Here is a 26,872-nt window from a genome sequence, read left to right on the forward strand (position 1 = left end):
GGTGTCTACCAAACAGGGGTCAGGTCCTATCGCGGACAAAGCCACCTACCACAGGTCATCGACGCCATGTTTAATACAGACCAGCTCGAAGCGGAGTCCAAGCGCCTAGACGAGAAAATCCGCGCTCTTGCCAGCGAGATTGAATCATTGGTTGCAGAAAATCAGCGGGTAGCGCAAGACCAGGACCAATACCTCGCCCGCTACACCCAGCTAGAAGCGCGATACCAGAAAACCCTGGGCCGCAAACAAGCCATCGAGGCCGAGATTGCTGCCAAGAGTGCCAAGGCCACTGCGATCAAAACCGCCTACACCCAGTTGGCCGACAAGCCCATCCAGCATTTTCAACCATCCCAGTGGACAGCGCTTATCGACCATGCCGTTATCGGAGCCAACGAGATCCAGTTCGTCTTCAGAATCGGCACTGAAATCACCGTGCCTATTGCTAGCAGGCTGCCAGTTTCTTCCACTTCCTGATTTTGGTGCGAAACGTCGTAAATGGCGCGACGGTGTTGATATGCACCCATTTCCACACCGGCCACGCCGACGGGGTGGAAGAAGCCCACGCACGCTGACCCGAACTAAACAATTCTGATTCGGTTAGACCGCCCACCATTTTGACTATCTCACCAAGCAGGATCTTGAACCTGTCGATCAAATCCTCAGTAGATACCTGCTCCCAGCGTTGGTAGAACGATTCATACAATCCGCCCAGTTGATTCCACTTAAAACCAGGTGCCGGAGTCACCACGTCAAGACCGGCTTGTTCGTCACGTTCCCAGCCGAGCAGTAATTCCATCCAGCCAAGCTGGTAGGCGATCATCTGCCGGGGCGTGCGGTCAACACCGTCAACCAGCCGGTCCCAACCATCGCCAGGAACGCCTACGAACTCGCCGATAAAAAGTTCGCCACGCTTAGTAATCTCTGCGGCTAGTTCATCGCCGGACGCATACGATCTCACCACACACCTCCTCGTGAAACGGCCTTAGGTTTAACGCTTCGTTAGCGCGTTAAACCCTGAATACGCATTTTACTAGGGCAAACAAGATACCCGCTAACGCAAAACCCAAACCCGCTAACGCAAGCGATTTTTCACACCCCCCTAAGCGATACTCGCTAACGCAAAAGGGTACTTATCAAATCCGACGTCTAAGTGGAGCCGCCTGCGAGAATCGAACTCGCGACCTTCTCATTACGAGTGAGATGCTCTACCGACTGAGCTAAGGCGGCACGATGCAGTGTGTATATGCACCGCCTGAGAGTTTAGCCTAGGCCTGGGCTGATAAAGAAATCGGGCTATCACCTGTAGTGTGCACGCAGCACACGTGCTGGTTAGCGCGCGCCACAGGCCAGGCGCAGGCGGCCCACCATGCCGTCGAAAGCCACCTGCGGGGTGACGTTCTGCGGCAGCTGCTCGCGGCAGGTGCGGATAGCGGACTGGGCGGCCAGCAAGCCGTCTTCGCTCACGCGCTGGGCAAGTTCGCCCGCCAGGCCCGCGAAGTCCGGGTGGGTCATCTCCACCTCAGCGCCGACTTTCAGCATGAGTGCATCGCGGTAAATACCGGCGAGATCCACGAGGGCGATGTCGAGGCCATCGGAGATGCGTCGTTTAGCGCGCTTCTTGTGAAGCTCCTCCATGTCCTTCAGGGCACTGCGGGCGTCGCGTTGCGCCTTGGTCGCGCCCTTGCCCTTGGCGCCGACGCCGAAGGATTGTTCAATCTTGGAGCGCTCCGCCTCCTCCGCCGCCGCGTGGGAGTCCTTGGCTTCCTTCTCAATGAACTTCAGCAGCGCTGTGACGGATTGAAAGGCCTGGGAGCCGTGGAAGACGTCTTCAGCCAGGTTGATGGCCATGGCGCGGCGCTTCTGCGCGGCGGGCTCGTTGACCAGGTGTCGCGCACGGCCCACGTGGCGCAGGGTGGTCACGGCGGCCAGGCGCGCGTCATCCTCGCTAGCGCCTTCGGCGACGAGCTGCTTGACGACGCCCTCCACACTCGGCGCCGGAATATAAAGGTGACGGCAGCGCGAGCGCAGCGTGACCGAGAAGTCCTCCGGGTCCTCCGAGGGCGCCACCATGATGATGACGGTGCGCTCCGGGGGCTCCTCCACGGTTTTGAGCAACGCGTTGGCGGCCTCATTGCGCAGGCGATCGGCCTTGTTGAAGATGACCACGCGCCACGGCGCCACGCTCGGCAGGCTGGCCGCGCGCCCGATGACGTCACGGGCCTCGCCCACGGTGATGAACTGCTCCTGCGGATCCACATAGACCAAGTCGGTGTGCTCTTGATTGTCCAGGACGCTTTGGCAGGAGGGGCAGCGCCCGCAGCCGGGGTTGCCGTTCTCATCGGCGGACGTGCACATGAGCGCCGCCGCAAAGCACTGCGCGGCCAGCGAACGGCCGGCACCGGGAGGGCCGGTAAAAAGCCAGGAATGGCTCATCGCCCGCGAGTCGCCCTCACCCCGCGCCGCGCGGGCAGCACTGAGGATGGTGTGGGCGACGGAGGGGGCGTCGGCAAGCCTTTCTGCAACGCTTGATGTAATCACTCGCCCTAGCCTACTGGGATAACTAAAGTGTGTAACCATGAACAGACTGATGCGTGGCGCCCGCTGGTTATGGGGTACTCAATGGCCGATGTACGCCGCGCTCGTCCTTGGAGCCAACATCATCGGCGCCATTGCGATCATGACCTTCGTGGTCTTCTTTCTCCCCATGCCGGAGATCTCCGACTTCATCGCCCACACGCCCCACCTGTGGACCTACGGCACGCTGTTTGTGACCTTTGCGGTCATCATCGGCATAGCGGTAACACTTCGACTGTTCAGGCCGGTGTTGGACTGGCAACGCAGCCCCGATGACCATGATCCCAACATGGTGCGCAACCTGGTCCTGCGCATCCCGCTCTACCAGGCCGGTGTGGCCGCGGGTGTGTGGCTACTGGGCATCATCTTGGCGGTGGTGCTGGCAGGCCAGCACTCGGCGCGGCTGGCCGTGGTAGTCGGTGTTTCTGCTGCATTGGCCGGCGGCCTCATCGTGCTGTTGACGTACTTGCAGGCGGAGCGCCTCGTGCGCCCCGTGGCTGCGGAGGCCGTGGCGCGGCGCTTTGAGGATTCCACCTTGGAGCCGCCGATTAAGTACCGCCTGCTTTCCACCTGGATGATGACCTCCGGCATCCCGCTCATTGGCATCGTGCTTGTCCTCATGGGCCAGCAGGCGGGTCTGTTTAGCCCTGAGACCTCAGACATCATGCCGGCTATCGTCGCGCTGACCGTTACCGCGCTGGGCACCGGGCTCATGGGAACCATGTTCGCGATGATGAGCGTGGTCGATCCCATCATTGAGCTGCAAGACGCCATCAACCGCGTACGCCGCGGCGAGAGTGACGTCCAGGTGGACATCTACGACGGCTCCGAGCTCGGCGTGCTTCAGGCCGGATTCAACGAAATGATGCGCGGCCTGCGTGAGCGCCAGCGCGTGCGCGATATCTTCGGCCGCTATGTCGGCGCCGAGGTGGCGCAGCGCGCCTTGGAGGAACGCCCGGAGCTGGGCGGCGAGGACCGCAAAGTGGCCGTGCTGTTTATCGACGTCATCGGTTCCACCACCTTCGCCGTCAACCACACCCCGGAAGAAGTGGTGGAGGAGCTCAACAAGTTCTTTGAGCACGTCGTTGAGGTGGTGCACCGCAACAAGGGCATCATCAACAAATTCCAGGGTGACGCCGCCCTGGCCGTCTTCGGTGCCCCGCTGACGGTCTACGACGCGAACTCCATGGCCCTGCAGGCCGCCCGCGAGCTGCGCCAGGAACTGCGCGGGCTGCGGCTACAGGCGGGCATCGGCGTAGCGGCGGGCCACGTGGTGGCTGGCCACATTGGTGGCGCGGACCGCTTCGAGTACACCGTCATTGGTGATGCCGTCAACGAGGCCGCGCGTCTCACCGAGCTGGCCAAGGACACCCCGGGCCAGGTACTCACCAACTCCGCCACCCTGCGCGGCGCTAATGAGGCCGAGCAAGCGCGCTGGACGCTCATGAAGTCTATTGAGCTGCGCGGGCGCCGCCGCATGACGCAGCTGGCGCGCCCGATTCGCCCGACGTTGGCGGAACGCGCTCTCGGATAAATAAGTTTTTGTGGTTCTGGTAGCTTGGGGCCATGCCTCATCAGCCACACCAACCCCATCCGGCACGCCAGAATTCGAGTCCCCGCCTCCTCGTCCCCGACGTCGCCCGCGGCATGGCCCTGCTGGGCATTGCGCTGGCAAACGTTTGCACCGCGTGGATTATGAACAGCGGCGATGGCCCCGATGCCTATTTCGGCGGCGTCGACTCCCTCGCGGACAAGATCTACGTGGTCTTTTCCGCCATGTTCGTGCATGTGCGTGGCCTGCCGATGTTCTCCACGCTTCTCGGCTTTGGCGTGGGGCTTATCGCGATGAGCTTGTGGCGACGCGGTTTCCCACTGCGGCGCGCGCAGGCCGTGTTGGCTAAGCGCTATGGATTTCTGGCTTTATTCGGTGCCCTCCACTGCCTCTTCCTCTTTTCCGGCGACATCATGCTGCTCTACGGCGCGATGGGCATGCTCATTGCGTTGCTGCTTACTTTAACCGACAAGCTCCTGATGCGCGTGGCCTACGGGTTCTGTGCGCTACTGGTTGTGGCGGGCATCGGAATGGGCGTTGGGGCCGCGCTTGTCGATACGTCGGAGTTTGATCTCAGCGGCTTCACCGCCGCCGAATCCTACTGGGAGCTGCTGGGTGAACAAGCCATCATGGTCTGCGCCCAAGCTTTTTCCGTTCCACTGACGGGAGCCTTGGTCCTTCCGGTGATGCTCGTAGGTTTCGTGTGGGCGCGCCGCGGAACCTTGGCCGGGGGCCATCGGCGCGAGCTGTGGGCGTGGACCCTTTTGGCCCTAGCCATCATCCTCTTCCTCGGGCTGCCCTGGGGCTTGTCCACGATTGGGGTGCTGGACCCAGCGCTGGCAGAACCCCTCAACGCGGCGAATAGCTGCATCGGCATGCTCACCGGGCCGGGCATCGTGGCGGGGGCAACACTCGCCCTAGAACCCCTGCAGCGCCGTGGTGCGCGCCCGTGGTTCCTGTGGCCACTCATCGCGCTCGGTAAGCGCTCCATGACCGGCTACGTGCTGCAGTCCGTGTTCTTCCTGGCGCTGGTCTACCCCTTCACCCTCAACATTGGCCCCGAGTTCAGCGCCGCGGGCCAGGCAGCGTTGGCCGCCGGCGTGTGGCTGGCAACGCTTCTCATAGCCTGCGCGCTCGAGGCCGCAGGCAAGCCCGGCCCCTTCGAGTGGGTGCACCGCCGCTTGTCCTATGGCAAGACGATGCGCCCGGAATTAGGTGCTGCGCCTAACCGCGGCCCTTCCGCGCCAGCCCATCCACCAGCAGCACCAGGCCTACCGTCTGGGCCGCCGACTGCGCCGCATCCAGGACTCGGCCACGCAGGCCTGCATCCTGGCGCTGCTCAGCCGGGTTCAGGACCGTCAGCGCCTCAGAGGCCAGAAGCAGGTTAGCGCCGTGGCTCAGGCCCTGCGTAGATTCGGCAGCACGCAGGGCTGGGTCACCGGCTAGCGCGGAGAGCGCGGCCGCCGGGATTCCGGCCACAGCCGTGGCGAGGCGCTCACTTCGGGTGCGGGCTAGCGCAAGGCCCGCGGCCCACGCGCCAGCGCGCAGGCCCCAACCCAGTGCATCGTTGCGCGCACCGCGCAGCGCCCACGCGAAGGCAGCGTATTGCACGCTGACACACGTCACGCCGAACGTCGTTGGTGCGCCGCGCTTGGCGGCCTGGCCAAGCGAAGCGGCGACGAGCCCCACACGGGTCTCCAGTGCGCAGTCTGGGCGCAGGGCCAACAGCACGGGTACAGCGGCGGTAGTGACCGTGCCGAGCGCGCGCCAGTTAAACAGGCGTGACCAGACGGCAGTCTCCCCCGCGGCGAGCGCGCCGAGGGTGAAATGATCGCGGCCAGCAAAGGCCGGGCCCACCGCGCGCAGGAGAGCCTCGGTGCCTTCCTGGGTACGGTCCAGCATGTCGCGCGCGAAATTCTCCAGCGTGAGCATGGCCTATCTACTTCCTGCGCGATCCGGCCTTGACCACGTTCTTCGTTCCCGGCGAAGGCTTCTTCGTGGCCTTCTTGCTCGACTTCTTCGTAGCCTTCTTCGTCGATTTCTTGGTCGACTTCTTGGTCGACTTCTTGGTCGACTTCTTGGTGCTCTTCTTCGTCGACTTCTTCGCCCCACCGTTCGCGGCGTCCTTGGCGCGGCGCTCGGAGAGGAGCTCGTTCGCGCGGGCGTCGGTAAGCTGCTCCGGATCGTCACCACGGCGCAGCGAGGCATTCGTGGTGCCGTCGGTGACGTACGGGCCAAAGCGGCCGTCCTTGACCGTCATCGGCTTGCCGGAGACGTCGTTGTCACCCAGTTGCTTAATCGGCGGCTGTGCGGCCGCACGGCCACGGCGCTTCGGCTCCGCGTAGATGCGGCGCGCCTCATCCAAGGTGACGGAGAAGATCTGCTCCTCCTTGGCCAAGGAACGGGAATCCTTACCCTTCTTCAGGTACGGGCCGTAGCGGCCGTTCTGCGCAGTGATAACCTCGCCGTCCGAGGGGTCCACGCCCACCTCACGCGGCAGGCTCAGCAGCTTCAGCGCTTCCTCCAGCGTGACGCTGGACGGCTCCATCGAAGCAAAGAGCGAGGCCGTGCCCGGCTTCAGCTTCTCCTCGACGTACTCAGCAATACGCTTTTCCTTCTGCTTCGCCGCAGTCTTGGTTTCCCAGTTCTTCGCGCGCTTGCCCTCGGCCGCGCGCTGGGCGTCCTCCGCGGCGCGCTCTTCCTTGACGATCTCCTCGGCTTCGGCCTCGGCCTTCTCGCGCTCGTCGTCACGCACCTGCTCGGTCACATACGGGCCGAAACGGCCCTCCTTGGCCACGATGGTGCGTCCGTTCTCCGGGTTCTGTCCCAACTCGCGCCCACCCTGCGGGGTGGCAAAGAGCTTCTCCGCCAAAGCCTCGTTGAGCTCATCCGGGGTGACCGTCTCCGAGAGGTTGGCGCGCTGGTACTCCACCGTGCCGTCCTCGTTAGTGCCCACGGCGCGCTCGATATACGGACCGTAGCGGCCCACGCGCACGAAAACATCGCGGCCTTCCGCGTCCGTGTAGAGGCGCAGGGAGTTGACCTTGCGGGCATCGATGGCCTCCAGGTTGATGTCCACCAGGGACTTCAGGCCGCCGTGGCGCGCGATGGACGCGGCCTTGCGCTCGCCGGCCTCCGTGTTTCCGAAGTAGAAGTTATTCAGCCAATCCGTGCCGTTCTCCGAACCGGCGGCAATCGCATCGAGTTCGTCCTCCATGGAGGAGGTGAAGTCATAATCCACCAGCTCAGTGAAGTTATTCTCCAACAGGCCAACGACCGCGAAGGCAACCCACGAGGGCACCAGCGCGTTGCCGCGGGAGAGCACGTAGCCGCGGTCCTGGATGGTCTTGATGATGGAGGCGTACGTCGACGGGCGCCCAATGCCCAAATCTTCCATCTTCTTGACCAAGCTGGCCTCGGTATAGCGCGCCGGCGGGTTGGTGGAGTGGCCGTCGGCAGTAACCGCAGCGGTCTTCAGCGTGTCGCCCTCATTGAGGTGCGGCAGGCGCGACTCTTCCTTCGAGCCCTTCGCCGCCACGTCCTCGTAGGCCTTGAGGAAGCCCGGGAAGGTAATCGTGCGGCCGGTCGCGGAGAAGTCGGCGTCATGACCACCAGCGCTCACGGCCGCGGTCACCTTCATCGAGGTTCCCTTGGCATCGGCCATCTGGGAGGCCACGGTGCGTTTCCAGATTAGCTCGTAGAGCTTGTATTCCTCGGCGTCGAGCTGCCCGGCTAGCTGGCCCGGGGTGGCAAAACGCTCGCCGGCGGGGCGGATGGCCTCGTGGGCCTCCTGGGAGTTCTTCACCTTGCGGTCATAGGTACGCGGTCCGTCGGCCACGAACTCCGCGCCGAAGATGGAGGAGGCAGCCTCACGCGCAGCATCCAGGCCCTGCTTGGACAGGGAGGTCGAGTCGGTACGCATATAGGTGATGTGACCGTTCTCGTAGAGGCGCTGCGCAATGCGCATCGTGCGCTCCGAGGTGTAGTGCAGGCGGCGGCCAGCCTCCTGCTGCAGCGTCGAGGTCATAAACGGCGCGGAAGGTTTGCGCGAATAAGGCTTGTGCTCGACGCTGGCCACGGTCATGGTGGAGCCTTCCAGCGCGCTGGCCAGCTGCTCCGCCTGGGCCTGCTTGACGACGACCACCTCGTCGCTCTTCAGCTGACCCCTATCGTTGAAGTCGCGGCCCGCGGCCACGCGCTTGCCGTCGAGGGCACTCAGGCGCGCATCGAAATCCGGCGTGGATTTCAGCGTTGCTGTGAGATCCCAGTACTCGGCGGGGATGAACGCCATGCGCTCGCGCTCGCGCTCGACGATGACACGGGTGGCCACCGACTGCACGCGGCCAGCCGACAGGCGCGGCATGACCTTCTTCCACAGCACCGGGGAGACCTCGTAGCCGTAGAGGCGGTCCAGGATGCGGCGGGTTTCCTGGGCGTCGATGAGGTTTTCATCGAGTTCACGGGTGTTTTCCGCTGCCTCCAGGATGGCGGACTTGGTGATCTCGTTGAAGACCATGCGGCGCACCGGCACCTTGGGCTTAAGTACTTCCAGCAGGTGCCAGGCAATGGCCTCGCCCTCGCGGTCGGGGTCTGTTGCGAGGTAGAGCTGATCACACTGCTTCAGCTTGGCCTTGAGGTCAGCGACCTTCTTCTTCTTGTCCTGGCTGATGACGTACAGCGGGGTGAAGTTATCCTCCGGGTTAACACCGAGGCGCGCCCAGGATTCCTTCTTATATTTGGCGGGGACGTCGGCGGCGCCGCGGGGAAGGTCCCGGATGTGGCCGACGGAGGCCTCAACAATGTACTTATCGCCGAGGTAAGGCTGAATCTTCTTCGCCTTGGTTGCTGACTCGACGATGACCAGGGTCTTCCCCGGGCCGGTAGCTTCTGCCACTTCGACTTCATCCCTTCCGATGGCTAGTCCTCTGCTGGGCAATTGCCCCTAGAGTACACAGATAGAGGCTTACTCTAGTTATTCAGGCCAGTTCACGTACACACAACCGGGGGTCTATACTGGCCGTCCGAGGATTCGCCTCACAGCACACAACCGGGAGACAGCGTGATTGCGTCTATTACTGCATGGTTCGAGGTCATCATGGCCACACAGTGGATTTATCCGCTGGTGGGTTCACTGATTTTCCTCGACTGCTTCTTCCCCGTTTTGCCTTCGGAGGTTCCCCTCAACATGGTGGGCGCCTGGTCTGGCTCCCAAGGTTTTCCCCATCTTCCCACCATGTTTTTCGTCGCCATGGTTGCCGCAATTTTGGGGGATAACTTGTGCTTCCTCCTGGGAACGCGGCTCATCGCCCTTATTAATAGAGCCCAAAAGGGAACGAAAACCTACGACGCCTTAACGTGGGTCAAGCGCAATATTCGGCGCAGCGGCGGCGCGGCCATCATCATCGCGCGTTTTATCCCCTCAGCCCGCCTGTTTATGACGATTCTGCTGGGCTCCATGCGCTATCCCTGGCCGCTGTTTTTCTTCTTCGACACCTTCGGGGTGCTGCTGTGGGTGGCACAGGCGTTGTTGATCGGATATCTCGGCGGTGTGGCCTTCTCCGGCTCGCCCGCGATAGCCATGCTCATTTCCATCATCGCCGCCGTCATCATCGGCTTCGGCCTGCAAAAGGGGCAGAATAAGCTGCTGGAATGGTGGGATACCCGGCGCGGCTACGCCGAATCCCCCTAAACCACCTCGACGTTGGTGGCCTGCTGACCTTTAGCGTCTTCCCCAATCTCAAAGGAGACGCGCTGGTTATCTTCGAGGGTACGGAAGCCGGTTCCTTGGATTTCGGTGTAGTGCACGAAGATGTCGCCGGAGCCGTCCTCCTGCTCAATGAAGCCGTAGCCTTTTTCGGCGTTGAAGAACTTGACGGTACCGTATGCCATGATGAGTTGTCCTTTGCGGAAATAAAGTAGTGCAAACTAGTGCACTAGTGTGCCACGTTTGGGCACCTACAGCAGATTAGTGGAGGCAAGCGTGAGTGAGAACCCTCTGGGTGAGGAGCTCGTCGAGCACCTTGTTGAGCGTTTCCCCGAGTCCGAGCTAACGCACTCCACCACCCTGCCCGCCCAGCCCGCGCGCTATGCCGAGTGGCCCGAGTGGGTCCTGCCGGAGTTGCGGGCGGCGTTGGAGGAACAAGGCGTCGCCAAGCTCTATGCCCACCAAGTCGCCGTGGCACAAGCCGCGTGGGAGGGGCGTGATGTGGTGGTCTCCACCGGCACGAGTTCCGGAAAGTCCCTGGGTTACCGTTTGCCCATTCTGTCCCGTCTGGCGCAGGACCCGACCGCGTGCGCGCTCTACATCACGCCGACGAAGGCGCTGGGTTCGGACCAGCTGCGCACGGTGCTCGAGCTCACGCAGGGCATCGCTGCGGTTCACGACGTCCACCCCGCCCCCTACGACGGTGATACCCCCACCGAAGCCCGTGCCGGTATCCGCGATCAGGCGCGGTTTATCTTCTCCAACCCAGACATGATTCATTCTTCTCTGCTGGGCGCACACCAGCGGTGGGCGCGGATGCTGCGGCACTTGAAGTTCATCGTGATTGATGAGGCGCACGCCTACCGCGGGGTTTTCGGGGCGAACGTGGCGCTCGTGGTGCGGCGTTTGCTGCGGCTGTGCGCACACTACGGTTCGCGGCCGGTGGTGATTGCGGCTTCGGCGACCATGCGGGATCCCGCCCGGCATGCCGCACGGCTGACGGGGCGCGAGTTTCTCCCTGTAACCGAGGATGGCGCGCCGACGGGCGCGCGGACGGTCGCGCTGTGGGAACCGGGCTTCATGGAAGGCATCGAAGGGCAGAACGGCGCCCCCGTGCGCCGCGCCGCCACAACGGAGGCGGCCTGGATGATGGCCGCGCTCGTGGCGCAGGGCGCGCGGACGTTGACCTTTGTGCGCTCGCGGCGCGCGGCAGAGACCACCGCGCTGCGGGCAGCAGAAGAGCTCTCCGGGAGGCTGGGCCGGCCGGATTTCGCGCGCCGGATTGCCGCCTACCGCGCGGGGTATCTGGCCGAGGACCGCCGCGCGCTGGAGCAGGCGCTAGATGATGGCTCCCTGCTCGGCGTGGCCACCACGTCCGCTTTGGAGCTGGGCATCGACGTCGGCGGGCTCGATGCCGTAGTCACTGCTGGGTTCCCGGGTACGGTTGCTAGCTTCTGGCAGCAGGCCGGACGCGCGGGCCGCCGCGGCCAGGGCTCGCTGGTGGTCCTGGTGGCCCGCGATGAACCGATGGATACCTACCTGGTTCACCACCCGGAAGCGCTGTTAGGCCGACCGGTGGAGGCCAGCGTGTTCAACCCGGCTAACCCCTATATCCTGGCCGGCCACGTGTACTGCGCGGCGGTGGAGAAGCCGCTAAGCGACGCCGACGTGGCCGCCTTCCGCGCCGAATCCGTGGTCCACGACCTAGCCCAGCGGGGCTTGCTGCGCCGGCGCCCGCAGGGCTGGTTCGCCGCTCCCCTGCCGGCTGGCTCAAGCGAGCTCACCCCGGAGACCGCGCACACGGCAGTCTCGCTGCGCGGCGGTTCGGGCGAGGAGGTCATGATTGTGGATTCCTCCGATGGCCGCCTGCTCGGCACCATCGATTCCGCCCGCGCGGTAAGCCAGGTGCATCCCGGCGCGGTGTATCTGCACCGTGGCGAGAGCTTCGTCATAGAGGAACTTCACCTCGGCGGAGGCGATGGTTCGGCGTCCGCCGAGCCGGGCGTGGCCCTCGCCGTGCCAAAGGCCCCGGACTACACCACGCAGCCGAAGTCCACGACGGATATCCGCATCCTGAGCGAGGCCGATGACCTGGTGAACTACGCCCCCGGCCTGTGGGTGGCCAGCCTGGAGGTGGAGGTGACCGACAAGGTCACCGGCTACCAGGTGCGGCTTCCCGATGGCTCCGTGGGCGAGGATATCCCCCTTGACCTGCCGGAGCAGCGCCTGGTGACCCGGGCGGTGGCCTACACCATCGATCCGCTGGCACTCGCAGCGATGGGAGTCACCGCCGGGCGCACCCCGGGTACCCTCCATGCAGCTGAACACGCCGCCATTGGGCTGCTGCCGCTCATTGCCACCTGCGACCGCTGGGACATTGGTGGCGTGTCCACCGCGCAGCATGCCGATACGGGCTTGCCCACGGTCTTCGTCTACGACGGCCACCCCGGCGGTGCCGGCTTCGCCGAGGAAGGTTTCCGGCGCTTCCCTGAGTGGATCAAAGCCACCTTCGAGGCCGTGCGCTCCTGCCCTTGCGAATCCGGCTGCCCGTCGTGCGTGCAATCCCCCAAGTGCGGCAACGGCAACAACCCTTTGGACAAGGCAGGCGCCATAGCTCTCCTCGGCGCGCTGGTTACCATGATCTCTTAGACCGGACCAGCGCGGGCGATGGCGCTGCGCCCGCGCAGCCGGGCAGTGACCTCCACGTCGCGCCCATCGATGTCACAGGAGCCGAGTTCCGCGCCGTTGAGCGCGGCAATCTCTGTGGCCTTCGTGCAAGCGTCCCTGCCCTTGGCCACCTCCCACGCACCGGCCACGGCGGCGAGGTCCGCCGCCACCTGTGCTTCGTGCCGCGCTACAACGAGTGAAGCAACCGCCGCAACCGCCAGCAACAGAGAAGCCACCGCGGCGATGATCCCGGCGGTAACGACGGTGGCATAGCCCTCCTCCCCCGCCAGGATCCGCGACCAGCTGCGCCGATGACGCCTCATGGCTGCGCCCCGTTGTTCCCACCGGCTGCCATCTCCGCGGGAAACACCGCCTGCGCGCGCATGGTCCCCAGCGGTGCCGGCACGGCGGCCTCAGCGGTCATAAGCCCGGAGCCTTCGCTCACGTTCACCGTCACTCCATCGCGCTGAAAGTCCACGCCGATGGCGGCGGAGCGGGCTGCAGCGCCCGCGGCGTCAACGGCAGCGAGGTGGGCCGACAACGTGGCGATGCCACCCACGATTCCCGCGGCAACGATGACGAGTGCGGACAGCGACAATGCCGCCTCGATGGTGACGGAGCCGGCGTCATCAAGCGCGCGCATTAGCCTGGGGTGTTGGACAGGGCGTCGGTGATGATGGACGTGATAGCGCTGGTAACTTCGCCACCATTGACCACGGCATAGAGCACCGCGGCAAGCGCTGCGGCCGCGAGCGAACCCATGGCATATTCTATCGTGGACATACCATCATCATTCGCTAATAGTAACTGGTAGTTTACTTTTTTCTGCATGATTTACCTAGCTTTCTTTTACTGTGTTTGTGTCGGTTGTGCGTTCTGAAAATGGTTGATTGTTCTGACTTAAAAGAGTTGCTGGCCCAAGCTGATAAGGACAGGTATCAACCCAAGGACCAGGAAGGCGGGAAGGAAGCACACTGCCAGCGGTGCTGCGATGAACACACCAGCGCGCTCCGCCCGCGCGGTAGCTTGTGCCGAGGCTTCGGCACGCAGCTGCGCCACCAACCGGTGGCACCCCGTAGCCATGGCCGCGCCCGATTCGCCAGACAGCTGCGTAAGCCGCACCAGTTCTTCCAAATGCGGCTGACTGGCCAGCGCAGACCACGCGGTACTCATGGGAACCCCCACCCCGATGAGAGCGGCCGCCTCCGACCACTGCGGTGAGGCTTCAGCGACGGCTAGCACAGCACTGCGCGTGGAGAGACCGGCCTCTAGGCACGCGGCGAAGAGCTCCAGGTCGCTGGCAGCATCGAGCGGACTATAGTCCACTTCGGGACCATCGCGCGGCGTCTTCGGGCGCGGTGTGCGCGAGCCCGACTGGGCTATTCGTCCAGACGGTGCAGCAGAGGTAACAGCGAGTGCCGCAGCCATGAATGCAGCGGAGATATACGTCAAGACCATCACTGCGCCGCCTTTCGCAGAATGAGGCGCGACCAGGCGAATCCGGCGCAGACGAGGGCCACGCCGACGTCGAGAAGCACGCCCCCAAGGCCACCACCGAGCAAGAACCCCAGGGAATCCGCGCCCATCGCCCCACCCATAAGGATGCCCGCCAGCGGCAGGCACGCCAGGATGACCGCGGTGGCCTGTGGCCCTTGCAAGGAGGCCGCGGTCTCACCGGCATGGCGGCGCGCGGTATCCAGCTGGCTTTGAGCCTGCTCAATGAGGTTCGCCAACGCCACGCCATGGCGCCCCGAGAGCGTCAGCAGCGCGGCATAGCGGGCCACCTCTGGCGCCGTGAGAGCAACCGCAGGCGAACCTCCTTGTGCCGCGAGACCCGCCGCCGTGCTCAACGCGGCGCGGAGATTCTCCGGGGTGGAGTCTGGAAGGGCGTCGGCGCCCCGGCGAAGCGCTCCCGCCGTTGTCGATCCCGCCCGCAGCTCGGCGGCAACAGAACCGAAGTAGGAGGCGAGCGCCTCCGAGCCACGGCGCTCACGCCGGGAGGCTGCCAGGTCATTGGCAAACCACAGCGCACAGGCCACAATGCAGCCCACCGCCACCACAACAGTGGGCCTGCCGAAGAAGACACAGCACCCGACCCCGAGGAAGAGCGCCCCGGGTGCCAGCGAGCGAGGCTTCGACGATTCCAGCCGCGCCACCGAAGCAGGCTGCGAGAGCAAACACGCCGCCGCGAGGAATATCCACATCATGGTTCCACCCCCAGCCGCGAGCACAGCTGCGCAAACCCGGGAAGCGGGCCGTCTTCGGCCGTCCACACCAGCTGCGGTGTAACTGGGTTTCCCTCGAGCACGCCAAGGTGCGCTAGCCGACGCCCCTGCGGTGTGCGCTCCATCCCGAGGACCACATGTACCGCAGCCGCCAATTGCGAGTGCAGCGCCACGCGGTCGAGCCCGCCGAGAGCGGCGAGGGCCTCCATGCGGGCGGGCACTTCATCAACAGAGTTGGCGTGCACGGTGCCCGCACCACCATCGTGCCCGGTGTTGAGCGCGGCAAGCAGTTCCACGACCTCCGCGCCGCGGATTTCGCCGACGACGATGCGGTCCGGGCGCATGCGTAGCGCTTGGCGGAGAAGGAGCGACATGGAGATCTCGCCGCGCCCTTCCGCGTTGGCCCGGCGCGATACCAGGGTCACCACGTGCGGGTGATTCGGGGAAAGCTCCGGAGTGTCCTCGATGATGAGCAAGCGCTCGGTGGCGGGCACGCACCCCAGCAAGGCGGCGAGCAACGTCGTCTTGCCGGAGCCGGTTCCACCAGTGACTAGGAAGGATGCCCGCCGCTCAACCACGGCGCGCAGGACGTGCTCCAGGCTGGAATCAATGCTGCCATTAGCTATCAGTTCCTCCAGGCTGGTTTGCGCTTGGCGCAGCACGCGGAGGCTGATACAGGTTCCACTTGCCGAAGGAGGAGCAAGCAACGCGTGGAGGCGAATTCTCGTGCCATCTGGGCGAGTCAGGCGCCCATCGGCAAAAGGTTGCGCATCATCCAGCCGCACTCCCGCCACCGCAGCCAGCCGGGTGGCCAGCTGGCGAACCTCGGCGTCGTCGGCAAAGCCAATATCGCGTGGCTGCAGGCCCTGCCCGCAATCGACGAAACAGGAATCAGGGCCGTTGACAACAACATCGGTCAACCCCGGCAGTGACAGGACCGGCTCCAGCAGTCCCAAGCCCACGGAATCGTGGCGCAAGCGTTGCAGGAGGTCGAGCACGTCGACATCGCTGATGACTCCGGCTTCCTGGCGAATGCGCCGCGCCAAAGCCGAGGCGTCATGGGCCAGCTGTGGCTCGGAGGCCACGATGGTGCGCATCGTATCGATCAGGTTCATGCCACGACCTCCCACATCTGGCGCGCGACACGAGCTAGAGCTCGGGGCAACTGGCGCGGCAGCCCACTAGTTTCCACCGTGCGGGTTAGACCACGGATGGTGGGCAACTCAGCGATGGGATCCGCGTGAGTCACCGTGGCAATATCGCTGGCATCCAGGCCCGCCCACTGGCGGTTGCGCACGACGACGGAGCACTCCTGCGGCCGGGCACGAAGCTCTGCCACCAGCTGCGCGCAGGCGGCGGCCGCCCGCACCTCTGCAGCGGTCAGCACCACCACGTGATCCGCCGCATCGGGGATATCCCACGGCGGACAATCCACCACCACTGTTCCTGGGTATAAACACGCAGCTTGCATGATGGCCGCGCGCCGGGCAGCACTCATCTGCACCACCTCTGCGCTGGCAGACCTCGCCGCGGAAAGAACCGCGATGCCATCCGAGGTGGCGGGCAAAGCACGGACAAGGTCTGCTGCATCAACCGAACCGGTCCCCGCCGCAAGATCCGGCCACCGCGCACCGGGCTTGTTCTCAATGCCGGTGAGCAAATCGAGGCCGCCGGAATAAGGGCTCGCATCAACGAGGAGATCCGCGCCCGCCTCGCGGGCCAGAGCCACCGCCACGGTCGAGGCACCCAAGCCCCCAGCGGAACCAGTCACCGCCAGGGTTAAACCGGTGGACACGGTGGTCTCCGGAGTGGCGTCTGCTGCCAGTGCGCCCAGGAGCTCTTTCGATTGGGCGGGCACGATGAAGGCGGCCGTCGCGCGGCAGCACAGCGCGGCCTCATAATCGATGGGCCCCGGATCCAAGGCCAAGAAATACACCCTCGGATGCCCCGCCACGAGACGAGCCGTCAGCGAATCAGCCAAGACGGCATCCGCCTTGGGCAGGTGCCGGGAGAAGTCCCGCGGGTCCTCCACGGTGCTCACTTCCGCAGTACTGGCAGCGGCTGCGGATGCCGCCTCTGCTCGCAGCGTGGAATCCCCGACGGCGATAACTAGGTGAAACGTGCTCATGCCTGAAGCATGCGCGAGCGCACCTACCACGCGCTAGGGCTTCCTCACCACCTGTGGATAACTTCGCCATTGTGGCGTCTTCCGCACCCATTTTACTGACGCTTGAACAAAATTACCGGGGCTCACGTACCAAAACTCACAGGAAACCATGCTTCCACGATCCTCAAAATCCGCCGGAGTACGGATGCAGGCGGAATAGAAAAAGGTGATGGCCCGCGCCTCGGGGGGGTGTGCGCGGGCCATCGGTAACCCGGCATCGGGGGGTGCGCCGGGGCAGGCCGCACTGTATATCGGGGCCTTGCACCTGACATTATGACATGGGAAAGAAGAGATGACAACAGCGAACGACAAGATTCCTTGAGATTTCTGGCAATCTCTTTAGATACTCCCGATTCTGCCTGCTAAGGGGCTACGATGAGCAGGGTAACTCGCACACAAACGGCAGGCCCTCGATGACCGGTACCCCTTTTCCCTCTCACGGCACCACTCGCGCAGCCGCGTTCTTCGACTTGGACAAGACGATTATTGCCACATCCTCGGCATATGCCTTCGGCCGCGAATTCATGCACAACGGGCTCATCACGCATGCAGAAGCACTACAGCTGTCTTTAGCCAAGGCCAGCTATATGCTCGCCGGCCACAGCAGCGAGCACATGGACACCACCCGCGATCAGCTCGCCGCCATGGCCGCCGGCTGGTCCGTCCAGGAGGTCCACGACATCGCGGTGGAGACCATGCACACCGTGGTCACCCCTGCCATTTACGCGGAGGCACGCGCGCTTATCGACGCCCACCGCGCCGCCGGCCACGAGGTGGTGATCATCTCGGCGTCGGCAAGCGTACTGGTCGAGCCCATCGCGCAGGAGCTGGGCATCGAGCACGTCGTGGCCACCGAGCTCGCCGAGGAAGACGGCCGGTTCACCGGGGAGATTCTGTTTTATTGCAAAGGTGCCGCAAAAGCTGAGGCACTGGCGCGCATTGCTCAGGAGCTCAACGTCGACCCCGACGCATCCTTTGCCTACTCCGATTCCGCCACAGACATCCCGATGCTGGAGCAGGTTGGCCACCCCGTGGCCGTGAACCCAGACCGCCTGTTGAAGAAGCACGCCATCACCCACGACTGGAAAATTCGCACGTTTAAACACCCCGTTCCGCTCTTCACCGCACCCAGCGCACGCGAATTCGGTATCGGCTCGGCGGTCGTGGCCGGCATCGCAGCCTTAGTCGTCGGCGGGATTTTATTTGCACGGCAGCAGCTGCGCGATTAGGCCGCTTGCGCGATGCCGTCGGCTTCGCGGGCGCCGGCCTCCCAGGCGTCGAAAAGCAGCGTGATAAGTGCGGCCGGATCCTTGTCGTAGGTGTCCAGTGCCGCGCGGTAGTCCGCGCGATGACGGTTGAGGTAGGTCTCAGGCACGGCGAATCCCCGCGGATCGAAGCCCGTATGGATAGCGGCAGTGCGAGCGGCGACGAGCGCCACGGCGGTGCTGCGCGCACCGAACAGCGAGCGCGCAGCAATCTCCGCGTGCAGCACCACCGGCAATAAACGGTCGAAATCCACGCCGGCTCCACGCGTGATGAGCTGTGCCAGCGCCTGTGCCACCGCTGGGTTCTGATCGGGATGACCCACACCGCCCGCTGCCACATCGATACTGGCCAAGATCTGCAGCGGGGCCCGCGCGAAGGTGCGCACCGTAGCCGCCTGTTTTTCGGGAGCAAGAAGGGAATAAGCGCTGACTGCGGGCGGGATACCGTCAGCCTCAAGCGGCGCGCCGTCGATCGCCGCGGCCGCCCGCGCACCGCGCAACAGCGACTCGGAAGAAATAACGTCAAACTTGCGCAAGCCCGCGGGGCGGCGGTGCACGCGCGCAATCGCTGCGGCGGCAGAACCGGCTTTATCCTCCACCCCAGATAGGGCCATCAGCGGGGTCAGCGGGTCAGAATGCGGCATACCCATTACAATAACGCCGTACCCACTTTGCGGGCCGCACCACATGAACTCTGGAAAGTTCATTACTATGGCCGATATAGATTGCGACAAAACAGTAGGAGTTTTTAACCGTGAGCAACGACGGACTATTCACTGACGGGTCCAACAAGTTCGCCCCGAAGGTAGACGGCATTCCCTTGAGCGATGCAGATACCTCCCGCCGCGGCGAAGCATCCATCGGCCAGCTCGTATCCAACGCCACCGAACAGATGTCCCAACTGGTTCGCTCCGAGGTCGAGTTGGCTAAGACCGAGCTCGCCGCTTCCGCAAAGAAGGGTGGCATCGGCGCGGGCATGTTCGGCGTTGCCGGTACCGTGGCGCTGTATAGCTCCTTCTTCTTTTTCTTCTTCCTGGCGGAGCTGCTGTCCAAGTGGCTCGACCGCTGGGCAGCCTTCCTGATTGTCTTCCTGCTCATGGTGGTCATCGCCGCCGTCGTGGCCTTTATCGGTTTCAAGCAGGTCAAGCAGGTCAAGGCCCCGGAGAAGACCATCGAGTCCACGAAGGAACTCAAGAAGCTGGTTCCGGGTAAGGCTGAAAAGTCCATCGAGCGTGGCCTCTACACCTAAACCTTTAAGGTCCTTTTAACTCTCCCGCTCCGAGCACATGCGTTCGGGGCGGATTTCGTCTGTGCACCCTTCCCATGAAAGGCCCGCCTATGAATCCCCTACCGCCCTCCGTAGTGGAGCTTGACGGCCCCTTTGAGCACGAGTTCTTGCACACGCGCGGCATCCGCCTCCACGCGGCCACCGCCGGCAACCCGGATGACCCGCTGGTGCTGTTGCTCCATGGTTCTTTCGGCGGGTGGTTCGACTTCCGGAATGTCATTGCCCCGCTTGCCGCCGCAGGCTTCCACGTCGCCGCCCTCGACATGCGCGGTTTTGGTATGTCCGATAAACCACCGCTCGAACCCGGCCAGGATATCCGCGTGGCGGTTGGTGATGTCAGCGGTGCCATCCGCGCATTAGGCCACGACGACGCCTACCTGGTGGGCGCGGATACCGGTGGTGCGGTGGCGTGGGCGCTGGCTACCGAGCGGCCCGAGCGGGTACGCGGGCTGGTATCTGTTTCGGCGGCACACCCAGCTGATCTCCGCCGCGCCATCGCCGCACGCCCCTGGGATTTCGGATGGGTGCTCCTGCGCGCGGCATTGTGCCGCCTGGGAAAGATTGGCGCCCCGAGCCTTCTGCTGAGAGAGTCCACGTACCTCCGGGAGATGGATCTCGACGCCCTCGGCTCCTTCAGCGGCGCCGAGCGGGAGGAGGCGCTGCGCCTGCGCGTGGCTTCCTCGCACATCGGAAACGTCCGCCGCGGAATCATCTGGAATCACCGACTGCGCACCGCCGTCGTTCCGCTCAGTTGGCTCGAACTCACAGTTTCTTGCCCCACCCTGTTTATCCACGCAGATCAGATGCTCTGGCGGCCAGTTGCGCGGCGGGCGGCGCGGCGCTGCCGTGCGGGTTTCACCGCCACCACTATCCCCGAGTCCAAGAACCTGCCCTATCTTGAGAACCCGCATGGTTTTACTCAGACCATCGTTCACTGGCTGCGAGATAGGTAACATTCACCGCCCTCCGTGCCCCACCCCTCTCAGGGGGATGGGGACTTTTTAATTCGTTGACAAAACCGCAGGTTAAGAAAGAATACCTACCGCACTATAGCTTTTATCACAGGACATATTTTTCAATTCCTTGTATATGAGACGCGCCACGCGGTAGCTTCATATCAAACCAACACCACAGGTTTTCTACATCTTTCGCACCACGGAGGTCTAAGACCCACATGACGCTCAAGAAGACGCTCGCTGCTCTCTCTGTCGCTACCCTGCCGCTCACCCTCGCGGCTTGTGGTGGCGACAACTCCGGTTCAGACTCTGCTTCCGGCTCCGGCGATGGCATCGTCACCGTCAACGGCTCCGAGCCGCAGAACCCGCTCATCCCGGCCAACACCAACGAGGTCGGCGGCGGACGCATTGTCGATTCCATCTACGCCGGCCTGGTCTACTACGACGGCGATGGCGAAGCCCAGAACGAGCTGGCTGAATCCATAGAGCCAAATGAGGACAACACTGAGTTCACCGTCAAACTCAAGGAGTCCAAGTTCTCCGACGGCTCCCCGGTCACCGCGAAGAACTTCGTGGACGCCTGGAACTACGCCGTGGCCAATGACCAGCTCAACGCTTCCTTCTTTGCCAACATCAAGGGCTTCAAGGAAGGCGTCAAGGAGATGGAGGGCCTCAAGGTCGTCGACGACCACACCTTTACCATCGCCCTGAACAGCCCTGAGCAGGACTTCCCGGCGCAGCTGGGTTACTCCGCGTTCTACCCGCTGCACGAGTCCGCCCTGGAGGACATGGACGCCTTCGGCCAGAACCCGATTGGTAACGGTCCGTACAAGCTGACCGAGTGGAACCACAACCAGGACGCCACCGTCGTCCCGAATGAGGAGTACAAGGGCGGCCAGACCCCGCAGAATGACGGCATCAAGTTCGTCTTCTACGCAGGTCAGGACGCGGCCTACGCCGACCTGCTGGCAGGCAACCTGGACGTCCTCGACGCCGTCCCGGACTCCGCTTTCGATGTCTACGAGGCCGACCTCGGCGACCGTGCCGTGAACCAGCCGACCGCCATCTTCCAGTCCTTCACCTTGGGCGAGAACCTCGAGCACTACTCCGGCGAGGAAGGCGTGCTGCGTCGCCAAGCCATCTCCTACGCCATCAACCGCGAGGAGATCACGGACACCATCTTCAAGGGCACCCGTACCCCGGCCAAGGACTTCACCTCCCCGGTTATGCCGGGCTACTCCGAGGACATCAAGGGCAACGAGGTCCTGAAGTATGACCCGGAGAAGGCCAAGAAGCTGTGGGCCGAGGCTGACAAGATCAACAAATGGGATAACCCGACCCTGGAGATTGCCTACAACTCCGACGGCGGCCACAAGAGCTGGGTGGATGCAACCACCAACTCCATCAAGAACACCCTCGGCATCGAGGCAGTCGGCGCCCCGTACCCGGACTTCAAGTCCCTGCGCGATGAGGTGACCAACCGCACCATCAAGTCAGCCTTCCGCACCGGCTGGCAGGCAGACTACCCGAGCCAGGCCAACTTCCTTACCCCGCTGTACAAGACCGACGGCTCTTCTAACGACGGCGACTACAGCAACCCGGAGTTTGACAAGCTTCTCGACGAAGCCCTGACCTCCTCCTCCGAGGAAGAGGCCAACAAGAAGTACACCGAGGCCCAGGAAGTCCTGTTCAAGGATCTGCCGGCCATCCCGCTGTGGTACTCCAACGCCACCGGCGGCTACTCCGAGAACGTCGACAACGTCGTGTTCTCCTGGAAGTCCCAGCCGGTGTACTACAACATCACCAAGAAGTAACGCCACTTCCGCTACTTCCCACGACCCCCGCAGCCACCGTGGAGCGGGGGTCGCCCCACGTTTTCACTCATAAGTGTGATTCGAAACGCGCTATAGATTTCTCGCAGACTTGGATCACACACTAAAATTCTTATGAGCTACGTAGGCGCCTGCTAAGAAGGCGTCGACAAGCACCTGCCCACAACGAGTAAAGGACCACACTATGCTGCGCTATATCGGGCGCCGAGTGCTCCAGATGATCCCGGTGTTCTTCGGAGCCACCCTGCTCATCTATGCGCTCGTCTTCTTGATGCCCGGCGACCCCGTCGAAGCCCTTGGCGGTGACCGCGGCCTTACCGAGGCTGCCCGCGCCCGCATCGAGGCGGAATACAACCTAGACAAGCCGTTCATCATTCAGTATCTGCTCTACATCAAGGGCATCTTCATGCTGGACTTCGGCACGACCTTCTCCGGCGTCCCCGTAACCCAAGTGATGGCCAACGCCTTCCCGGTCACGGTGAAGCTCACCGTCATGGCCATCATCTTTGAATCCGTCTTCGGCATCCTCTTCGGCGTCCTCGCCGGCATGCGCCGCGGTGGCTTCTTCGATTCCACCGTGTTGGTCATCTCCCTGCTCGTCATCGCAGTGCCGTCCTTCGTCATCGGCTTCGTCTTCCAGTACCTCGTGGGCATCAAGTGGGGTGTCCTGCCGGTCACCGTCGGAGCGAACGCCACCGTGAAGTCCCTCCTCATGCCGGCCATGGTGCTCGGCGCGCTCTCCCTGGCCTACGTCATTCGCCTGACCCGCCAGTCCGTGGCTGAGAACCTGCGCGCCGACTACGTGCGCACCGCTCGCGCGAAGGGCCTGTCCAACGGCGCGGTGACCCTCCGCCACGTGCTGCGCAACTCGCTGATTCCCGTGGCCACCTTCATCGGTGCTGATATCGGCGCGCTCATGACCGGCGCCATCGTGACCGAAGGCATCTTCGGTATCAACGGCGTCGGCGGCACGATGTACCAGGCCATCCTGCGCGGTGAGCCAACCACGATTGTCTCCTTCACCACGGTGCTGGTGATCATCTACATCATCGCCAACCTGCTCGTTGACCTCCTGTACGCCGTACTTGATCCGAGGATCCGCTATGCCTAATTTCGAGAAAAACACCCCCTACCCGGGCCAAGAGCACTTCGTCTCGGAAACCGATGAAACGGGCCTCGGCGCCGTCGACGCCGTCAAGGACGAGTCCGCCCCGTCCTCCCAGTGGGGCGAGGCCTGGCGCTACCTGCGCCGCCGCCCACTGTTCTGGATCGCGGCCGTGATGATCCTCGTGGCCATCCTCCTAGCCATCGCACCGGGTCTTTTCACGAGCACCGACCCGCGCCTGTGCGAGCTGTCCAAGTCCCTCGCCCCCGCCGAGCCGGGCCACCCCTTCGGCTTCAACCGCCAGGGCTGCGACATTTACGCCCGCGTGATCTACGGTGCGCGCGCGTCGGTTGCCGTCGGCGTCCTGACCACCATCCTCGTCGTGGTGCTGGGCTCCTTGATCGGCGCCATCGCCGGCTTCTTCGGCGGCTGGATTGACTCCGTCCTGTCCCGCATCACCGACATCTTCTTCGCCATCCCGCTGGTGCTCGCCGCCATCGTGGTCATGCAGATGTTCAAGGAGCACCGCACCATCGTCACGGTGGTCTTGGTGCTCGGACTCTTCGGCTGGGTCTCCATCGCCCGCATCACTCGCGGGGCGGTGGTCTCCATCAAGAACGAGGAGTTCGTCCAATCCGCCCGCTCCATCGGCGCGTCGAGCTGGCGCATCCTGTTCAGCCACATCCTGCCGAACGCGGCCGCGCCCATCATCTCCTATGCCACCGTGGCGCTGGGCACCTACATCGTCGCCGAAGCCACCTTGTCCTTCCTGGGCATCGGCTTGCCGTCGACGTTTGTGTCCTGGGGCGGCGATATCTCTGACGCGCAGGCTTCACTACGCGTTGCTCCGGCAGTCCTGTTCTACCCGGCGGGTGCTTTGGGCCTGACCGTGTTGAGCTTCATCATGATGGGTGACGTCGTCCGCGATGCACTCGATCCGAAGGCGAGGAAGCGCTAATGACTAACTCTCCACTTCTTGAAATGAAGGACGTCCACATCTCCTTCACCACCTCCACCGGTGTGGTTGAGGCGGTGCGTGGCGTCAACATGTCCATCTACCCGGGCCAGTCCGTGGCGATTGTGGGCGAGTCCGGCTCCGGTAAGTCCACCACGGCGATGTCTATCCTGGGCCTGCTGCCGGGCACCGGCAAGGTCACCGGCGGCCAGATCCTCTTCGAAGGCGAGGACATCACCCACTACGACAACAAGCAATTCGAGTCGCTGCGCGGTGACAAGATTGGCCTGGTCCCGCAGGATCCGATGTCCAACCTCAACCCGGTGTGGCGCATCGGCACCCAGGTCGAGGAATCCCTCAAGGCCAACCACGTGGTGGAGGGCTCCGAGCGCCACCAGCGCGTCGTGGAGCTTCTAGAGGAAGCCGGGCTTCCCGACGCCGAACGCCGCGCCAAGCAGTACCCCCACGAGTTCTCCGGCGGTATGCGCCAGCGCGCGCTCATCGCGATCGGTCTGGCTGCACGCCCGAAGCTGCTGATTGCCGACGAGCCCACCTCCGCCCTCGACGTGACGGTGCAAAAGACCATCTTGGATCACCTGGAGCACCTTACCGAGGAGCTGGGTAACGCGGTGCTTTTCATTACCCACGACCTTGGCCTGGCCGCCGAGCGCGCGGAGCACCTCGTCGTCATGCACCGCGGCCGCATCGTGGAATCGGGCCCCTCGCGTGAGATCCTGCGCTCCCCGCAACACCCGTACACGCGCCGGCTTGTCGACGCCGCCCCTCCCTCGCTTCCTCCCGCATCCGCGCGGCCAAGGAAGCCGGCGTCGAAGCCAAGGAACTCAAGTCGGGCGAGGCCATCGGCTCCACCGCTGCAGATTCATCTTCCGCGGCTCAGGCCCCGGTCATCTCGGTCCGCAACCTCACCAAGGAATTCGATATCCGTGGCCAGCGCGGCGGAAAGAAGCTGTTGAAGGCCGTCGACGATGTCTCCTTCGATATCCGCCGCGGCACCACCCTGGCGTTGGTGGGCGAGTCCGGCTCCGGCAAGTCCACGGTGGCCAACATGGTGCTGGGCCTTTTGGAGCCGACCTCCGGCACCATCGAGTTCGAAGGCCGCGATACCTCGACGCTGTCGAAGAAGGAGCTGTTTAAACTCCGCCGCAAGATGCAGGTGGTTTTCCAGAACCCCTACGGTTCGCTGGACCCGATGTACTCGATTTACAAGTGCATCGAGGAACCTATGGCCCTGCACAAGGTGGGCTCGCGCAAGGAGCGTGAGGCCCGCGTTGCCGAGCTTCTCGACATGGTCTCCATGCCCCGTTCCGCCATGCGCCGCTACCCCAACGAGCTCTCCGGCGGCCAGCGCCAGCGTATCGCTATTGCCCGTGCGCTGGCGCTGCGCCCGGAGGTCATCGTCCTCGATGAGGCTGTCTCCGCCCTGGACGTGTTGGTGCAGAACCAGATCATCCAGCTGCTCGCGGAGCTGCAATCGGAGCTCAGCCTGTCCTACCTCTTCATTACCCACGACCTCGCGGTGGTCCGCCAGACTGCCGACGACGTCGTGGTCATGAAGAAGGGCCAGGCCGTCGAGCAGGGCACCGCCGACGACATCTTCGACAACGCCCAGCAGGAATACACCCGCAACCTCATCAACTCGGTTCCGGGCATGCACCTGGAAATCGGCACCGGCCACTAACCTACAACGCCGCCTAACCCGTCAGCCTTCATCCGGCTGGCGGGTTTCGCCTTTAAGGGGGGCTCGCTCTTTAAGGGCTAAGCGTCCCGTTGCTCCTACTGCGTCTGACGGCAGTCGAATCGGCTTAAGGGTCAAAATGTGTGTCTGGCTCGGCGTGTCACCGGGGCTAGATTTGGCCACTTCCAGGCCGGCTGACTGGGCATAGACGATGTTAGTGAAGTCCTAATCGTTGAGATAGCCGGTACGGCCGACGGTGCGCTAGGAAACGCCGGACAGGCAGCAACTACTACGCCGCCGTCCCAACGTGCGCGACACTAGAGCCATTTCATTAAGCCAGTTCCGTTCAGGTTCTCGGCGCAGCGCAGCAGGCGATGGGCTGGGCAAATAGTGCTGCATTGGTGACATCGGGGGGAATCTTGTTGGCCAAGAATCACCTGGTTTATACCGCCATCGGTCGAAGCCTCAGCTGTTCGATTCATTGCATTTTGTATCTCCGCCGCAGTGCTAGTGTGGTCGATTTCTAGCATTGAATCACCACACCACCGCCGGCTACCACAGGTAGGCAGCCACACCGTGGATTTAGCATCCCAAAGCCAGATATATGCTCCCAAAGCGTATATTCTGCGAGAACCTACAGTTCAGACCCCAGAAATCCCCGATTCCAGACACACTTTCTGACCCTTAACCCGTCGAATCGCGACCAGGATCCCCGATTTCCCCGCGCACCATGCTGCGGTTTGCAGGGATCACCGATGTGCCCGTCAACCATCTTTGGGTTGGCGGGATCGGTAGTTGGCGTTGTCCTCTCTGTGTTTAGTGGCTGTGGGTGTTAGCTGCTGTCGGGTGGTTCCTCTGGTGGTTGTCCTGCTTGTTCGGCGGCGAG

At 63.5% G+C, this 26,872-nt stretch carries 22 protein-coding genes, 1 tRNA gene and 3 pseudogenes; 13 read left to right on the forward strand and 13 right to left on the reverse strand.

Annotated elements, in window-relative coordinates; genetic code table 11:
* Nucleotides 1-474, forward strand: a pseudogene (locus tag HMPREF2792_RS05885) (DNA recombinase); the annotation flags it as partial.
* Here HMPREF2792_RS05885 and HMPREF2792_RS05890 read toward each other — a convergent pair.
* The 3 genes from HMPREF2792_RS05890 to HMPREF2792_RS05900 form a co-directional block, all read right to left on the reverse strand.
* Nucleotides 443-958, reverse strand: coding sequence for a ClbS/DfsB family four-helix bundle protein (locus tag HMPREF2792_RS05890; protein ID WP_034969882.1), 516 nt, complete (start codon nucleotides 956-958; stop codon nucleotides 443-445). The pseudogene HMPREF2792_RS05885 and the gene HMPREF2792_RS05890 overlap by 32 nt on opposite strands.
* Nucleotides 959-1,151: 193 nt before the next feature.
* A tRNA-Thr gene (locus HMPREF2792_RS05895) sits at nucleotides 1,152-1,227 on the reverse strand.
* A gap of 102 nt (nucleotides 1,228-1,329) precedes the next feature.
* On the reverse strand, nucleotides 1,330-2,577 hold the full coding sequence (locus HMPREF2792_RS05900) for a DNA polymerase III subunit delta' (RefSeq protein WP_083306398.1): 1,248 nt from the start codon (nucleotides 2,575-2,577) through the stop codon (nucleotides 1,330-1,332).
* Between HMPREF2792_RS05900 and HMPREF2792_RS05905 the strand changes: the two genes are divergently transcribed.
* Entirely contained in the window at nucleotides 2,576-4,108 is a 1,533-nt protein-coding gene (locus tag HMPREF2792_RS05905) for an adenylate/guanylate cyclase domain-containing protein (protein WP_070511233.1), read from the forward strand. The genes HMPREF2792_RS05900 and HMPREF2792_RS05905 overlap by 2 nt on opposite strands.
* Nucleotides 4,109-4,140: 32 nt before the next feature.
* A complete protein-coding gene (locus tag HMPREF2792_RS05910; protein ID WP_083306399.1) occupies nucleotides 4,141-5,514 on the forward strand; it encodes a DUF418 domain-containing protein in 1,374 nt (457 codons plus the stop codon).
* Nucleotides 5,515-6,065: 551 nt separating this feature from the next.
* Here HMPREF2792_RS05910 and topA read toward each other — a convergent pair.
* Nucleotides 6,066-9,020 carry a type I DNA topoisomerase gene (topA, locus tag HMPREF2792_RS05915; RefSeq protein WP_070531744.1) on the reverse strand — a complete coding sequence of 985 codons (2,955 nt, stop codon included), beginning with the start codon at nucleotides 9,018-9,020 and terminating at the stop codon, nucleotides 6,066-6,068.
* A 201-nt stretch (nucleotides 9,021-9,221) separates the two neighbouring features.
* Between topA and HMPREF2792_RS05920 the strand changes: the two genes are divergently transcribed.
* A complete protein-coding gene (locus HMPREF2792_RS05920) occupies nucleotides 9,222-9,815 on the forward strand; it encodes a DedA family protein (protein ID WP_369821992.1) in 594 nt (197 codons plus the stop codon).
* On the opposite strand, the gene HMPREF2792_RS05925 is transcribed toward HMPREF2792_RS05920, so the two are convergent.
* A complete protein-coding gene (locus HMPREF2792_RS05925) occupies nucleotides 9,812-10,015 on the reverse strand; it encodes a cold-shock protein (RefSeq protein WP_010189920.1) in 204 nt (67 codons plus the stop codon). The genes HMPREF2792_RS05920 and HMPREF2792_RS05925 overlap by 4 nt on opposite strands.
* Before the next feature lie 91 nt (nucleotides 10,016-10,106).
* Here HMPREF2792_RS05925 and HMPREF2792_RS05930 point away from each other — a divergent pair, with 91 nt between their 5' ends.
* Nucleotides 10,107-12,479 carry a DEAD/DEAH box helicase gene (locus tag HMPREF2792_RS05930; protein ID WP_070531750.1) on the forward strand — a complete coding sequence of 791 codons (2,373 nt, stop codon included), beginning with the start codon at nucleotides 10,107-10,109 and terminating at the stop codon, nucleotides 12,477-12,479.
* On the opposite strand, the gene HMPREF2792_RS05935 is transcribed toward HMPREF2792_RS05930, so the two are convergent.
* The 7 genes from HMPREF2792_RS05935 to ssd all read right to left on the reverse strand — a co-directional run bounded on the left by HMPREF2792_RS05935 (nucleotide 12,476) and on the right by ssd (nucleotide 16,850).
* Entirely contained in the window at nucleotides 12,476-12,820 is a 345-nt protein-coding gene (locus HMPREF2792_RS05935) for an Rv3654c family TadE-like protein (RefSeq protein WP_070531754.1), read from the reverse strand. The two genes, HMPREF2792_RS05930 and HMPREF2792_RS05935, sit on opposite strands and share 4 nt — an antisense overlap.
* Entirely contained in the window at nucleotides 12,817-13,140 is a 324-nt protein-coding gene (locus HMPREF2792_RS05940; RefSeq protein ID WP_070524107.1) for a hypothetical protein, read from the reverse strand. The genes HMPREF2792_RS05935 and HMPREF2792_RS05940 overlap by 4 nt, the downstream gene beginning before the upstream one ends.
* Complete coding sequence (locus HMPREF2792_RS05945) at nucleotides 13,140-13,328, reverse strand: DUF4244 domain-containing protein (protein ID WP_070524105.1); 189 nt, start codon at nucleotides 13,326-13,328, stop codon at nucleotides 13,140-13,142. The genes HMPREF2792_RS05940 and HMPREF2792_RS05945 overlap by 1 nt, the downstream gene beginning before the upstream one ends.
* A 69-nt stretch (nucleotides 13,329-13,397) precedes the next feature.
* Nucleotides 13,398-13,955 carry a type II secretion system F family protein gene (locus tag HMPREF2792_RS05950; protein ID WP_070524103.1) on the reverse strand — a complete coding sequence of 186 codons (558 nt, stop codon included), beginning with the start codon at nucleotides 13,953-13,955 and terminating at the stop codon, nucleotides 13,398-13,400.
* Nucleotides 13,955-14,704 (reverse strand): type II secretion system F family protein, encoded by a 750-nt coding sequence (locus HMPREF2792_RS05955; protein WP_070531757.1) that lies wholly within the window; start codon nucleotides 14,702-14,704, stop codon nucleotides 13,955-13,957. The genes HMPREF2792_RS05950 and HMPREF2792_RS05955 overlap by 1 nt, the downstream gene beginning before the upstream one ends.
* Entirely contained in the window at nucleotides 14,701-15,837 is a 1,137-nt protein-coding gene (locus tag HMPREF2792_RS05960) for a TadA family conjugal transfer-associated ATPase (protein WP_070531760.1), read from the reverse strand. Before HMPREF2792_RS05960 ends, HMPREF2792_RS05955 begins: the two co-directional genes overlap by 4 nt.
* On the reverse strand, nucleotides 15,834-16,850 hold the full coding sequence (gene ssd / locus HMPREF2792_RS05965) for a septum site-determining protein Ssd (RefSeq protein ID WP_070531773.1): 1,017 nt from the start codon (nucleotides 16,848-16,850) through the stop codon (nucleotides 15,834-15,836). The genes HMPREF2792_RS05960 and ssd overlap by 4 nt, the downstream gene beginning before the upstream one ends.
* Nucleotides 16,851-17,302: 452 nt before the next feature.
* Here ssd and HMPREF2792_RS05970 point away from each other — a divergent pair, with 452 nt between their 5' ends.
* A complete protein-coding gene (locus HMPREF2792_RS05970; protein ID WP_070524094.1) occupies nucleotides 17,303-18,118 on the forward strand; it encodes an HAD family hydrolase in 816 nt (271 codons plus the stop codon).
* Here the strand turns inward: HMPREF2792_RS05970 and HMPREF2792_RS05975 are convergent.
* A complete protein-coding gene (locus tag HMPREF2792_RS05975) occupies nucleotides 18,115-18,804 on the reverse strand; it encodes a type III PLP-dependent enzyme domain-containing protein (RefSeq protein ID WP_070531776.1) in 690 nt (229 codons plus the stop codon). The genes HMPREF2792_RS05970 and HMPREF2792_RS05975 overlap by 4 nt on opposite strands.
* A gap of 104 nt (nucleotides 18,805-18,908) precedes the next feature.
* Between HMPREF2792_RS05975 and HMPREF2792_RS05980 the strand changes: the two genes are divergently transcribed.
* From HMPREF2792_RS05980 to HMPREF2792_RS13435, 7 genes and pseudogenes are all read left to right on the forward strand, one after another.
* Nucleotides 18,909-19,403: a phage holin family protein gene (locus HMPREF2792_RS05980; RefSeq protein ID WP_070531763.1), complete on the forward strand. Its 495-nt coding sequence runs from the start codon at nucleotides 18,909-18,911 to the stop codon at nucleotides 19,401-19,403.
* Between the two features lie 89 nt (nucleotides 19,404-19,492).
* On the forward strand, nucleotides 19,493-20,395 hold the full coding sequence (locus HMPREF2792_RS05985; RefSeq protein ID WP_070531765.1) for an alpha/beta fold hydrolase: 903 nt from the start codon (nucleotides 19,493-19,495) through the stop codon (nucleotides 20,393-20,395).
* 221 nt (nucleotides 20,396-20,616) lie between these two features.
* The gene (locus HMPREF2792_RS05990) at nucleotides 20,617-22,212 is read left to right on the forward strand and encodes a peptide ABC transporter substrate-binding protein (RefSeq protein WP_070531768.1); all 1,596 of its coding nucleotides are present in this window, start codon (nucleotides 20,617-20,619) and stop codon (nucleotides 22,210-22,212) included.
* Between the two features lie 202 nt (nucleotides 22,213-22,414).
* Nucleotides 22,415-23,341 carry an ABC transporter permease gene (locus tag HMPREF2792_RS05995; protein ID WP_070524085.1) on the forward strand — a complete coding sequence of 309 codons (927 nt, stop codon included), beginning with the start codon at nucleotides 22,415-22,417 and terminating at the stop codon, nucleotides 23,339-23,341.
* Complete coding sequence (locus HMPREF2792_RS06000) at nucleotides 23,334-24,293, forward strand: ABC transporter permease (protein WP_070531771.1); 960 nt, start codon at nucleotides 23,334-23,336, stop codon at nucleotides 24,291-24,293. Before HMPREF2792_RS05995 ends, HMPREF2792_RS06000 begins: the two co-directional genes overlap by 8 nt.
* A pseudogene (locus tag HMPREF2792_RS13430) lies at nucleotides 24,293-25,132 on the forward strand (ABC transporter ATP-binding protein); the annotation flags it as partial. The gene HMPREF2792_RS06000 and the pseudogene HMPREF2792_RS13430, both read left to right, overlap by 1 nt.
* A 65-nt stretch (nucleotides 25,133-25,197) precedes the next feature.
* Nucleotides 25,198-25,989: pseudogene (locus HMPREF2792_RS13435) on the forward strand (ATP-binding cassette domain-containing protein); the annotation flags it as partial.
* Between the last annotated feature and the right edge of the window lie 883 nt (nucleotides 25,990-26,872).

Origin of the sequence: Corynebacterium sp. HMSC068H04, assembly GCF_001811255.1 — a bacterium.
GTDB lineage: Bacteria > Actinomycetota > Actinomycetes > Mycobacteriales > Mycobacteriaceae > Corynebacterium > Corynebacterium hesseae.